Origin of the sequence: Parabacteroides sp. ASF519, assembly GCF_000364265.2 — a bacterium.
Taxonomy (GTDB): Bacteria; Bacteroidota; Bacteroidia; order Bacteroidales; family Tannerellaceae; genus Parabacteroides; species Parabacteroides goldsteinii.
The window spans coordinates 2946681-2961006 of sequence record NZ_AQFV02000006.1 but is presented as its reverse complement, the minus strand read 5'-3'; the positions used below and the strand labels follow the sequence as shown (position 1 = coordinate 2961006).

The 14326-nt window shown below is 38.2% G+C and carries 9 protein-coding genes; 1 reads left to right on the top strand and 8 read right to left on the bottom strand.

Annotated elements, in window-relative coordinates:
- Positions 1–183, bottom strand: coding sequence for a hypothetical protein (locus C825_RS11650; RefSeq protein ID WP_010802582.1), 183 nt, complete (start codon positions 181–183; stop codon positions 1–3).
- Positions 184–262: 79 nt separating this feature from the next.
- Here C825_RS11650 and C825_RS11645 point away from each other — a divergent pair, with 79 nt between their 5' ends.
- Complete coding sequence (locus C825_RS11645) at positions 263–754, top strand: NUDIX hydrolase (RefSeq protein WP_010802581.1); 492 nt, start codon at positions 263–265, stop codon at positions 752–754.
- Between the two features lie 33 nt (positions 755–787).
- On the opposite strand, the gene C825_RS11640 is transcribed toward C825_RS11645, so the two are convergent.
- From C825_RS11640 to C825_RS11610, 7 genes are all read right to left on the bottom strand, one after another.
- The gene (locus C825_RS11640) at positions 788–3265 is read right to left on the bottom strand and encodes a C10 family peptidase (protein ID WP_010802580.1); all 2478 of its coding nucleotides are present in this window, start codon (positions 3263–3265) and stop codon (positions 788–790) included.
- Between the two features lie 168 nt (positions 3266–3433).
- Entirely contained in the window at positions 3434–8014 is a 4581-nt protein-coding gene (locus tag C825_RS11635; protein WP_010802579.1) for a hypothetical protein, read from the bottom strand.
- Between the two features lie 184 nt (positions 8015–8198).
- Positions 8199–8969 carry a LytR/AlgR family response regulator transcription factor gene (locus C825_RS11630; RefSeq protein WP_010802578.1) on the bottom strand — a complete coding sequence of 257 codons (771 nt, stop codon included), beginning with the start codon at positions 8967–8969 and terminating at the stop codon, positions 8199–8201.
- Positions 8966–11011: a histidine kinase gene (locus tag C825_RS11625; RefSeq protein ID WP_010802577.1), complete on the bottom strand. Its 2046-nt coding sequence runs from the start codon at positions 11009–11011 to the stop codon at positions 8966–8968. The genes C825_RS11630 and C825_RS11625 overlap by 4 nt, the downstream gene beginning before the upstream one ends.
- A 223-nt stretch (positions 11012–11234) precedes the next feature.
- Complete coding sequence (gene glmM, locus C825_RS11620) at positions 11235–12623, bottom strand: phosphoglucosamine mutase (RefSeq protein WP_010802576.1); 1389 nt, start codon at positions 12621–12623, stop codon at positions 11235–11237.
- Positions 12624–12635: 12 nt separating this feature from the next.
- Positions 12636–13220, bottom strand: coding sequence for a BamK family beta-barrel-assembly machinery protein (gene bamK / locus C825_RS11615; RefSeq protein WP_010802575.1), 585 nt, complete (start codon positions 13218–13220; stop codon positions 12636–12638).
- A gap of 55 nt (positions 13221–13275) precedes the next feature.
- Entirely contained in the window at positions 13276–14325 is a 1050-nt protein-coding gene (locus C825_RS11610) for a DHH family phosphoesterase (RefSeq protein WP_007658559.1), read from the bottom strand.
- Position 14326 lies beyond the last annotated feature (1 nt).

The following is a 14326-nucleotide window of genomic DNA, read 5'->3' as shown; positions in this document are numbered from 1 at the left end:
TTATTTATGGCGAGCCAATACTTCTTCCATAGGAATAAGAAAACCGTTATCAGCTTGTTCAATGCTGACACGTATATCTTCATAAATACGTTTCGGTACATTGATACGGGAATAATATTGAGCCACAGGCTCATTTAATACTGACTTTGAATGCTCTTCAGATTGTAACTCTTCTTTTTTCATATCTTCAGGTTTATAATGATTTACAAAGATAAAGTTTATCTTCAAACATTTACTATATTTGTCCGCAAATTATCGACTTATGAAAGAAGAATGGTTCCCCTTAGTCAACGAAATGGGAGAAACAATAGGTAAAGCGACCCGAAAAGAATGTCATAGCGGAAGCAAACAACTGCATCCGGTCATCCATCTGCATATCTTTAACGATGCCGGAGAACTATATCTGCAAAAACGTTCCATGACCAAAGATATCCAACCCGGTAAATGGGATACGGCTGTCGGCGGACATATCGATTATGGGGAAACGGTCGAAGAAGCTCTCCGCCGGGAAGTCCGTGAGGAGTTAGGCATTACAGCATTCACCCCCCAATTCATCACCCGTTACGTCTTTGAATCAGCTATCGAAAAAGAGCTAGTCAATACATTCCGCACAATTTACAACGGAGAAATCAAACCGGACACCGAGGAACTGGACGGCGGACGTTTCTGGTCGCTCGAAGAAATCAAGTCAAAGTTAGGAGAAAACATGTTTACTCCTAACTTTGAACAGGAGTTTAAAAGGTTATTTCTATGACATATTAAATCTCTATAATGTATTTCAGGCCATTTACAAAATAACCTTGAACGAATCTCCGCCGACAACCACGATATACTGACCGCTTGGCAACTGCACACGTGTGTCTCCGCTTACAGTTCCCAGATTTTTATAGACACCACCATTGGATGTCATTATGTAGGCTTTCATTGGTTGCGGTGCAAAAATACAAACAGTACCATCGGAGGTTGTTACTTTTATTTTACTGACATCAATTTTTTCATTGGCAACATCTGTGTTCTTTTTAATTCCATCAATCTTGATTACTATCGGTTCACAGATATTTTCAATAGTATATCTGCCATCCCGATCCGGACTAATAATATCCCCCCGGTCTGTTGTGACAAGAGGTACAGACTGGTTGTATTCTTTATCGAGTACAAGAGAAAAAGTGAAATCTTTCTCATTTTCCACCTTATGATCCCCCGGTTCAGGATCGGTTGTTACGCCTTCTACTTCCGGCAATGTTACAATATGATAGACAACTTCCGGGTCTGGTGCCGTTCCGATTACTTCAACCGTCTGATTCGCTTGAATATTATGGATCATATAATGTCCGTTACTGTCCGGTTCTATTATTGTACCATTCACTCGTACCGTTATACTATATTCCTCATAACCGGATCGAGGAATAACGGTAAATTCAAAATCTCCTCCCTCTGATATCGATAGCGGATCATAACCGGAAACCGATTGAATATCGAATCCAATAACGGATGGTAAAATAACCGTATAGACAGGAACTATCGGTTCTCCGAAAGATAAGATCAAATGAATATCTTCCCGGATATTCGATAATGTATATATGCCTTTAGCATTTGGTTTGAGTTCTGTATTGCCATTTTTAACAATAACTGTATTTGTGGTTGTATTCGTAATTTTAAATCTAAAATCATCTCCTTCAGTAACAGCATCAGCATTATATCCCTTTTCCGAAGTGAGAGTAACACCAGATAAACTATTCCAAGTCACTTGGTATGTATTGACCTTGGCTCCAGCCGTCAGATTAATCACATCCGCAACATTCGGGCCGCCTTCTACTATTTTATAATCCTCATTACCTGCTTTTGAAACCAGATATAAACAATCTCCTTCCTCTATAGGCTCTGTAATTTTACACGAAAATGATACATTATAATAATATCTATAAGGATTAAAAGAAAAGTTCCGCGGGGTTGCAACCACTTCTTTCAGATTCTTTTCTTTATCAAAATGTGCAATAGATAAAGAGGATGTAAAACTTGGTGAGAGACATCTTATCCCAGAGACTGTAAGTGTAAACGTTCCTCCCTGAGCTGGTGTTGTATTTACTTTCAAGCCGCCTGTATATCCACTTGCATTTGAAATTCGAATCTCATTCAGACTTTGTCCTCCCTCATCAGGTTTAATGTTTATAATCATGCCTTGTTCATAAGTATAATCATGATTATCCGGTTTTAATGCCGTTAATGAGAACCAGTCATCTAAATAACCTCCCCACCCCCAATTTATATGATACATACTGCCATCAAAACCATCTATAACAAATGCATGCCCATCTGTACCAGAACCATTATAAATAACCGGTCGCTGATTAGTAATCAACTCATCCGTCAACATTTTTTGCCATTCAGAAGCATCATAATCATCTTTGTCCATGCAAGAAATAGCTTTATCATACCTAAAATATTGGGTTAAAGCATCAACGATTCGTGCGGTCTGGGCAGAACTGGCACTTACACCATACTGCATATCGCAACTTACACCACAATGATAAAGAAGAGTCGCCATGGCATCCACATTATCCACTGTATAGTCTGCACGATAATCGTCCAGCATCTTATCCCATAAATAGGCAATTCCAAAGTTAGCCTTATAAGAACCTTGAGAAGTAGTAGCACTACCTGTTCCTTGATCCGGATACTTATGATACTTCATGACTATCCCCATAGAGGTTGCCACACATCCTGTTAATGCATTCTTACCCTGAATTTGAGGACATTTATTATTAAACGGCATATCTTGATTCCATTTGGCAGTGGTCAGTAATGTCTGACTACGTAAAACCGGAAGTTTAGTTCCCTGAACTAGCATTTGCCATTGTTCTTTGATTTCAGTATCCTGCTCTATGCCATTTGCACAAGCATACTGAATTTCATCTTCATATCCCTCAAGCCAACATTTCATGTTATCCGGCACAGTCTCATAAGAAAAATTACCGGAAGTAGAATAACCGAGTATAGGATAAGCACGGTCATCGCCTGATACTATTATATATCCACCCTTGCTTCCACTGTTGAATACATAATAATAAGCATCAACTTCTCCTGAACGCAGATTAGGACGTGCCGTATAAGCCAATTGTAAAGTTTGCCCGCTTCGTAACTGATTACCTGGTATTTGCTGTGAGAAATTCATGGCCACCTGCATCGCTTGATCGACAGATACATTTTCTGCATATACCCAGGTTATGGATATAAAAGATATAATTAATAGAAACCATTTTTTCATAACTCAATAATTAAATTTATTTGCTTCACATAATCAATTTGATTTGACAATGAAACCATTCACTCATAAATCACTCACTTAAACATAAAGAAAACAATATGATTAATATGCAATGATTAAGAATGAACGGTTTTATTTACTTGTTTGTTGATGCGTAATTACCTACGCTTATTTGCTAAAAAACACTTTCCGGCTACCACTGGAGTAATCGATGATGTAGCTACCACTAAGTTCCGGACGATAAAGCACTGTTTCACCTTTATAAACAGCACGTTTCAATAATCTTCCTGAAAAATCATAGATAGTGTAATATGCACCATGTTGCAAGCCTTTTACAACAATCTGTCCTTCTACAACAGAAATCTGTACATTATCTTTAACAATACCTCCGTTAGCAGTCGGGGTGTTTTCATTCAGTACGACAAACGTACCCAATTTATCTGTGCTAAACATCAATGTATTTTCATTAGGATCGTATGTTGGCTCAATTCGGGTCACATTACCTTCACATTCATTCAGAATATAATAATTAGATGTGCCGGAAGCTCTCAATTGTTCACTAACAATCAAACGGTTAGGCAGATAGACACGTAAAGTGACCTTACTAGGCAATGCATAAAGGACTTCCGTTGTCAGGACTACTCCACTTGTATTTTTAGTGACAAGAGTTATTAACTCTGCTAACGAACCGATAACATCATCTCCATTTCCTTTGGCTTTATCAACGGCATCACTTAATGGATCCGATAATTTATTTTCAGGAACGGGGTTAGCTTCCGGCTTCATATCCATTGGAGGATTTCCTCCGCCTAAACGATCAATAAGAGTCTCTAAATCACTGATAGCTCCATCAGGAATCAAATCATCATCCGGCTTAAAACCTGCGCCCGCAGTGTCGACAGGTTCCACATGTACCTGTTCCGGAATAAATGAAGCAGTAACCAGAACATTAGCCGGTGGCATTTTAAATGTATAAACGTTTTCTTTATTTGTCGAAGTCAGTTTATTCACGTCATTATAACGTAACATTTCTGTATAAAGTTTCTTACCGGACGCAGGTTTCACCGTTACCGTCACTAACTCATTTTCTTTAGCCGTCGCTCTATCAACAGATAGTATTCCGTCCTTATACGTTTCAACTTTAACATTAAACAGCTTATTGACAGCATCCAGATTGGTCAATACTATATCATTTCCGCTTAAAGAGAAACTGTAGGTGTTAGCATATCGATATGTGAACTGCTTTACATCGGCTTCAGTTAATTTATAATTGCCAGTTCCACTTGCTACAATCGTTCCTGAAGGCATGTTAGTTTTCATATAACCGATCGTAACCTTATTCTTCAAGGCAGACGAAACCAAAATTTTACCTTCACCACTCAATATGATTACCTCCTCAATCTTGGCATTTCCACCTAACGTAAAAGGTTTAGTCACATACAAACCATACCGGTTACCACTATTATTGCCAATAGAACCGCCGGATAAGTTCATTACTCCATAAGTCATTTCAATTGCGGCCATAATATATCGTCCGCTATTATTATTTCCGGTAACTGAACCTCCTGTCATTGAAAAGTTTCCTGATCCGCTCACCCAGATAACATCTCCGCCTTCACTTGTATTTCCTGATATAGAACCAGCTTTAAAAGCCAAAGAACCATGGGCTATAGAAACAACGGCATCACTACCTCCCCTAGCCAGTGCATTTGTCAAGGTTGTTCCTTCCAATAACTCACAACTTCCACCGTTCATTTCGATCAAGGTACAATAACCTGTTGCATTTTTCTTATTACCGTCTAAAGTAATATTAGTCAATCCAAGATAGCCTGAACCAACATCAAACATACGCAAATCGGCACTGGCTGCATTCTTTAAGATACCACCTGTCAGTTTCACATATTTATTCCTGATCAGAATAGAACGATAAATCAATATTTCTTTAGAGATAGTGATTGTTGCCGGCGCACTTGCTGTTCCTTTGGATGCATCGATGGCTGCCTGAAGCTTCTCTTGAGTATCGATATCGGATGATGAGCCTCCTTTTGATAAAACAACCGTATTATCAACTAATTTCACAATCCAATTCTTTGCTAAAGCAGAAGTTAAAACAAATCTTTTCAAATCTGATTCGGTAAGGGTATAACCGGAACCTTTAGCCAAAACAAATCCTTCTTTCACAACCGTTGAGACCACATTAATATTTATATCTGCAACAAGAGATGATTGAATAGCCAAATAGTTAGTACCTGATTCCGATAAATAATAAACCTGATCATTTAATCCCCTATTATTCTTTACATAGACAGTACCTTTACTGGATAATCCTAAAGCACAAGTATTCTGAGAGAAACTTGCACCATCAATATTTATTGACCCACCACATAAAATAGCAATACCTGAATTGCCTATAATCTCGCATGTTTTCAGCGTAGCTTGTCCCAAAGAGGTTACTATTGAATATACAGCGTTATCTACAGTCGACTTATTATCGATAATATTTCCACCGGTATAAGTCCATTTGCTAGTCGGAGCCAAATAAATAACAGGACATTTATTACCTACATTGTTACGAATAGTTCCTCCGTCCATAACAAAACTGCCTGCAATCTCTAATGAAAGCCAATTTTCACCACTTTGTGCACTCTGTAAAATAGCCTGACTATGCATGATAAACGAAGAAGAAGCATCTACCCGGGCAAAAGAACAATAACTGCCAAACTTACCATCCAAAGTAATTTTTTCCAAAATCAGTGCCCCACCATCCATCACATCAAACATACGGCAGTAATTTGCTGTAGTAACTCCGGCTGTCAAAGTTTCTCCGGTTAACTTTATATGCTTCTTTTTAATCAGAATAGTTTTTGTAATAGCAAACGACTTATTGATTGTTATTAATGTAGGATTATCAATAGAGCCAACCGAAGCTGCATCAATAGCAGCCTGAAGTCCGTCTACATCCGTAATTTCACCACTACTACCAGATTTCTTAATAATTATAGTATTATTCGATAAAACCAAAGTATAACCGTCTGGTAGCTTGATTTTCTTTAAATCATCTTCGGTAATCTGATAGCCGGAATATCCTCTGGCTAATACAAAATTATCAGGGATAGTCCAATTTACATTAAATTGTATGGTAAGAGTAAAAAGTAATCTTTGTTTTATGTAAATTACACTCTCATTCTGAATTTGAATTGCATCTCTAATAAACTGATCCGGAGTGTTTTTATCTATAATAAAGTCACCTGTGGCTAAACGAAGGTATCCTCCTGTATTTTGATAAATCATTCCTCCATTAAATACAAACTTCACTTTGCTGGAATAGCCGAACAATCCTACAATATAATAATCGCTTCCTACATTATTAAATATCTCACCACCATTCATTGTGAAACTTCCGTCATAAATACTAACGACACTGGCCATAGATAAACCACCATAGAAATAGTTCTTAGTGATTTGTCCACCATTCATAATGAATTCCCCCTTGAATATCCAAACGGCAGAAACATCACCAGTTAGACCAGCTCCGGTCAATATAGCCCCTTCATTCATAATTACTGTTCCGCCTTGTAAATTAACGAGGCAAGACATATGATATGGCATAGCAGGACCTGTGTTCCCTCCGTCAATAGTAATCTTCTGGAAAATTAATTGGCCGGAATTGATTTTAAACATTGTACCTTGACCTGTTGTAATACCATTTGAAACAGTTCCACCTGTCAGAATAACATATTTATTGGTTATTTCGATGGTTTTGGTCAATGTTATATCACCTTTAATTTCTATTACTGTGGGATTATTTACTGTGCCTGGCGCTTTATTAATCGCATCCTGCAGCTCTTCCGGTGTAGTTATTTCCCCCGTTCCAGAAGAAGGTTTAGATAATATCACCTGGTTGTTTTCCAATTTAAAAACCAAGTCCGGATGCTGGGTACTTTTATGAATCATCTTTGCAAGATCATTTTCTGTCAAGCGATAATTACCTGATCCGACAGCTACAATGTCGCCTTCGTCCATTACAGTTTCAATTGTAATTTCATATTTTAGAGAAGATGTTAATTTCAAAGGAGAACCCCGCTCCACAAAAAGAGTTGCATCTGTTCCATTAAGAGTAACATTTGATGAATTCAGAGAAACAGTACCAGGGCTGCCTACATAAACGGAACCGGAAGCTTCATTCTTTACTATTTGTCCGCTGTTCAAATTCGCTACACCAAAATTAGCTATAACATGATTTCCACCACCCAAATTTCCTGTTATTGTTCCTCCATTTAAATTAAAGAGTCCATAATTCAGGAGACATAATGCATGCTCTATTCCTTTATTATTCTTGAAAACTCCATCTTTCTCTAGAGACAATATCCCCTCTTTCTCGATTTGGATCAATGGCATATTTTGAGCATCAATATTTGCTCCATCAATCGTGTTTTCAATCGCAATATTTCCACCGGCTTTTACAGTAAGAAGAATACCGGTATAGCCTTCGGCCCGAATTAAGGGGCCACCATGCATTCTATATGAACCGGCATTCACCGATACGTTTTTATCAACTAGTATTCCATTTGCAGTAATAGGTAGATCTGTTACTGCATCACTTCTTAATCGAGGTGATGATAATACTTCCTGCAATTGTTCCATAGATTTAATCTCTATGGGTTTTGTTACTTGGGCCATCATCGGTAAAAGACCGATTAAACTTAACCACATCATAACAGCAAATCTACGAGTGTACCTTTTTTTCATATTCTATGTAATTTTAGTAAATTATCTGCCCCTTACAATCTAATGCATTTTATGCATTGTTTACAGACAAATGTATTTAATAAAAAGACACTCAAATTTCGGAAATATGCTAACAACGATTATCTAACAGATCACTGTGATAAGCGACACCAATTCATTCATAAATACACTAATTTTAATAAATTCACAGTATATCCAACACATCTCTTAGTCTTCTGTAATACCTCTGCGACACCGTTAAATCAATATCTGTAAACGGTGGATACAATCCGCACTTCAGTGTTACATTTTCTATCGTACATAAATAGTTAAGATTTACGATGCAATCCTGACTGATCTGTACGAATGAAGGATTAATACCTAACAAGTCTTTTGCAGTAGTACTCATGCGGAGTTTATGAAGTTTGCGGTCAGGTACAAGCATCATTTGCCAACAACGTTGCTCTTTCTGGTATAGGAAAAGAAGAATATCTTCACATTTTACCAGAACTAATCCAGAAACAGTCTGGACAGCTAATTTATTATTATATAATAACATTCTACGCAAAGACTGCTCAATATTCACTTTATCACTTTGGGCAATATGGGAACGATACCGGGTTATCAAATCATCCAGCTCTTTCAATTTATATGGTTTCAACAAATAATCAAAAGCAGAAGCACGGATGGCATCCAAAAGGTATTTATCATAAGCTGTATAAAAAACGACATGCATATCTGAATGAATATCTGATTGAATACGGCTTAAAAGTTCCAGGCCAGACATACCGGGCATCTCAACATCAAGAAAAAGTAAATCCGGTTGAAGACGGACTATTTCACGAGCAGCATTATCAGGAGAAGTGCAGGTAACCACAATATGTATATCGGAAAAACGTGATAAGTCGTTTGCCAGACTTTTTATGCAAGTCGGTTCATCATCAACAATAATAGTCATAATCTCATTTGTATTCATAAAGCAAAGTTGTAATTAAGTGGAACAATTAATGAAACGCAGGTTCCATGATCTTCTCGTAAGGAAGATTGTTGGTTTTGAATTGAAAATTTCATCTTTCGTATATTATGAGTATTCAAAAGTTCTGTTGTGCGGTATAATATTTTAAGACCCTGCCCTGTACTTCTTTCATCTCCAACATGTGCTCCAAAATTATAGCCAATGCCGTTATCTTTAATCTTAATATGAAGTTCCTCATCTTTGACCTCAATTCCTATAAAGATAATGGGGGTCTGACAATCGGCATTAAAAGCATACTTGACTGCATTCTCCACAGGTATCTGGATGAACATTGAAGGTATCAATGTATCCAAAGATACATCGGCTGAAATACACCATTCTACACGGATACTATTCGAATCACCCAACATTTTCAATTTCAGATACTTTCTTACAAAGCTAATTTCTTTTTCCAACGAAACCGCCAGTTGTTCTGACGAAAGCAAATCGCCTCTCAATACATCAATCAGCAAATTTACAGGTTCGGAAAGCTCCTCATAACGGCGAAAAATAGGCATCACTGAATTCAGTACATTAAATATATAATGTGGGGCAATACGATTTCTGACAACTGCCATACGCAGTTGGATTATTGTTTCCTTCTGCTGTTTGTATCGCAGCTCCTTTTTACGGCGGAAATAAAATACCACACAAACCATCAACAAAACAACCACAATAAATCCAAGTCCGACTATCCAGGCAATCCACTTCCACTGATACGCTTTGGCTTCTGCTCGGGTGATACTGATATTCTTCTTCAAAAGAATAGTATCTTGCCGATAACGGAAATCTGTTTCGCGAATACTATTTTCGGTCTTCATATTTCGTATAGAATCTCCACACAGATCGGCCTTTTTTCTGTAATTATAAGCTTTTGCATAATCTTTCTTTTTCCGGTATAACTCTTCTAGGCGTTTATGATGATAGTATTGATACAAAAGATCGGTGTGGAGTGTATCATAGGGTTGTTCCAGTAAACGGGCTGCTTCCTGCAAATTATTCTCCTGTAGCGCCAGAGAAGCAAACAAACCATCTATATAAAACTTTGTACCAGGTTGTTGCAAAACCGTTTGCCCGAAGGATGCTACCGATCGTTCCAGATAAAGACGGGCAGAATCAGGCTGCTCCTTCAATAAATATATTTCACCGATATTCCCTTCTACTATACTCCGGTAAATAGGTTGAGAAAAGTCTGCAACAATCGTATTAGCCCTTTGAAACCAAATTAACGCATCATCGTATTCTTTGGTTACATAATAATAGTTACCTCTGGAGTTTGCAAAATAATACTGTTCATATTCATTCCCTTTATCCCAATACTGTTCTGCTTTTTTAAAATAAGAATCAGATAAAGGATAGTTTTCCAACTCCAAATATAATTTGGCTAGTCCTGAATAAATCGAATAGTTCATCTTATCGCCCATCCCAATAGAGTCGGAGAGGAACAATGCCTTGCGATAATAAAAACCTGCCCATCCATAATCACCCTTATGCTGATAACTATCAGCCATATTAATATAGGTATGTATTGCAGGCAAACGGTTTTGAACGTTTGCCTGCAATAATGCTTCAGAAGCATTATGCAAACAGACAATAGCAGAATCCCATTGATTCATTTCCTGAAAGAAAACTCCCCGACTATTATACGTATCTCCTGACAACTTCCGCAAGCGATTATTCATTTCGGGTTGCTTTTCAATATATCTCAGTATTTCATCGGTTAATAAGAAAGCAGAGTCTATCCGGTTGCCGAAGTAATAACACCGGGAAATAGTTTGCTGCAAATAATAATAGTTTAAGCTGTCCGATACATTTCTCTGGTTATCTCGCAATATCGAAACCACTTTTAATGGATTCACGGCTATTGAGTCTATATAAATAGAAAGTAAAGAATCTGTCCTAATCGTCTCAGCATCTTCTTTATGCTGATAATATGAACAACTAAATAAAACAGTAATCAGGATTATCAATATCCCATATGGCGTCGATCGTTGTATTTCCATACTTCTAGTTCCTTTTTTAACAAAGGACTTAAAATATTATGACATTTACAATCATCCGATTCTATTTTAACGTATAAAATTAATTTATTCCTATTAAATGGCATATTTAATAGGATAAGTAACAAATTCGCTAATTACATTCTATTCAGATCGTTTTTTAACACAAAAGAGGATGCTTCACTTTTAGTGAGCACCCTCTTTTTATTTATATGATTTGCAATCTTTACTTACACATCTCATTAATCACCGCAATCAACTCGCCGCCGATTTCTTCAGCTTCTTTCATGGTGTGAGCTTCGGAATAGATACGGATGATCGGTTCGGTATTACTTTTACGGAGGTGAACCCATTTGTCAGGGAAGTCGATCTTTACACCATCGATATCAGTGATATCATACTGAGCAAATTTTTCTTTCACCTTAGCCAGGATTGCATCCACATCGATCTCCGGAGTCAGCTGTACTTTCTGCTTGGAGATAAAATACGGAGGATAGCTGGCACGTAATTCGCTTGTTTTCATTTTCTTCTTTGCCAGATGAGTCAGGAACAAGGCAATACCAACCAAAGCATCACGACCGTAATGGCTGGCCGGATAGATCACACCACCGTTACCTTCACCACCAATCACAGCATTTGTCGCTTTCATCTTTGTAACAACGTTTACTTCACCTACCGCAGCTGCATTATATTCGCAACCATGAGCACGGGTTACATCACGTAACGCACGGCTTGAACTCAGGTTACTTACCGTATTACCCGGCGTATGACTCAATATATAATCAGCTACTGCCACCAATGTGTACTCTTCGCCAAACATTTCACCATCTTCACAGATAATAGCCAAACGGTCTACGTCCGGATCGACAACAAAACCGACATCCGCTTTAGCATGTTTCATCAGGTCTGAAATCTCTGTCAGGTTTTCAGGAATAGGTTCCGGATTATGAGAAAAGTTTCCGTGAGGCGCACAATGCAGTTTAAAGATTTCCTTCACACCCAAAGCATAAAGTAAATCCGGCAAAACAATACCACCCACTGAGTTTACAGCATCAATAGCCACCCGGAAGTTAGCCGCTTTAATCGCTTCTACATCCACCAGGTCAAGGTTGAGCACGCTCTCGATATGTTTCTGATTATATGTATTATTGACGATCACTTTTCCCAAATGATCCACATCGGCAAATTCAAAACTTTCAGAAGCTGCAATATCCAAAACTTCAGCACCTTCGGCCGCATTCAGGAATTCACCTTTTTCGTTCAATAACTTCAAGGCATTCCACTGTTTCGGATTATGGCTTGCAGTCAGGATAATGCCACCGCAAGCGCCTTCCATAGCAACGGCTAATTCAGTAGTCGGAGTTGTAGCCAGGTCGATATCGACCACATCAAATCCCATACCGGTAAACGTACCCAAAACCACCTGTTTTACCATCGGGCCGGAGATACGGGCATCACGTCCTACTACGATTTTGTTTGTTGTAACTGTCGTGTTTTTTCTGATGAAGGTAGCATAAGCTGCTACAAACTTCACAATGGCTAACGGATTCAATCCGTCTTCCGGTGCTCCGCCTATTGTACCGCGAATACCGGAAATAGATTTAATTAGAGTCATAAGTATGTTAGATTATTTTTCGAATGTATATCTTACTTTGCTAAAATAGACCGGAACATAACTGCTTTGGAAATAACTGCCCATTCTCTTAAATGGAACGATCATTTTGACAGTAGCGCCTTCTCCTACATGATATAAAGCTGTAGCCAACCCTTCGCCGACAAATAAATCCGGATCATAACTTCTGCTATCCCCCGAATAGACATTATAACCGAATATAAATTCTGTAGGGAATCCCCAAATATTATTATACTTGGAAGATAAATTATCAACCATCATTTGTGCAGTATCCGTATCCATGATGTTATTAGCTATGAAACGACATAAAACACGGGTCGTGCCCAATACTGCCCGATTTCCATTACCTGAGTCAATCACATTCAGATACACATCATTATCCAACTTCACAAATTCATTTTCCTTAAAAACACCATCTGACGGATAGTGCTTAAGAATTTTAAATCCTTCATGATCAATCAACCGATCAATCGCTTTCCTCTCGTCCTTCAAGTGCTCAGTGTACGACTTCGTCTTATCGCATGACACCACCATCAGGGCTGCACACAAAATCATCAGGATACAAAAACCTTTCTTCATCTGTTATTCTTTAATGTATAAATGAGTGACAAATGTAAATAATATCTGCCATATCTCAGGCAAGTTTCTCTATTTCTTCTGTTTTATTAGGATTAAATTCTTTTAATCCCTTCTCAAACGTAGCTACAGCATCCTCTAAAGAGCCGAAAAACTCTCCCCCCGACGCATTTTTATGACCACCGCCATTAAAATACTGACAAGCAAACTGATTGCAAGGGAAATCACCTACCGACCGGAGAGATACTTTAATGTAATCCCTATCTTCACGGATAAAGACACTAAAAGTAACTCCTTCGATGCTCAACGGCATATTGACAAAACCTTCCGTATCACCTGTTTTGTAATGGAACCGGTCCAGTTCCTCCTTTGAAAGAGTTATCAAAGCCGCATGATGTTCCGGATAAATCTTCATCTTTTCATACAAAACATATCCCTGCATCCGTAACCGAGATTCGGAATACACCTGGAATACTTTACGATATATCAGATCTTTGTCTATACCTTTCTTTATCAACTCACTGACAATCGTGTAAATCTCCGGTTTATTGGAGTTATAGGTAAAAGAACCTGTATCCGTCATCATTCCGGTATAAATACATACCGCCGCCTCTTTACTCATTAGGTCGAACATCCCCATACGACAGATAAAACGGAAAATCATCTCACTCGTTGATGACATTTCCGGATACGACATTGTTACGCGGCAAAAGTCAGCCGGATTCAAGTGATGGTCGATCATCACCTTACGCCCTTCCGATGCAATAACCGCTGGCGCCAGTTTCTCTATGCGTTTGGGTTCATTAAAATCCAGACAGAAGATCACATCTGCATCATGGATCAGCTGTTCCGCAAAATCAGGATACTTTTCATGTATCACAATATCTTTCGCCCCCGGCATCCATCTGTAAAATGACGGAAATTCATTCGGGACAATAACCGTTACATTGTCTTTACCGTAAGTCGTAAGGAAATGGTACAACCCCAAAGAAGAACCGAGAGCGTCACCATCAGGAGTAACGTGGGTTACAATAACAAAACTTTCGCCTTTCTCTACGTATTTCTTGGCTTTCTGAATTTTCTCTTCGTGAATGATTTTTGTAATCATA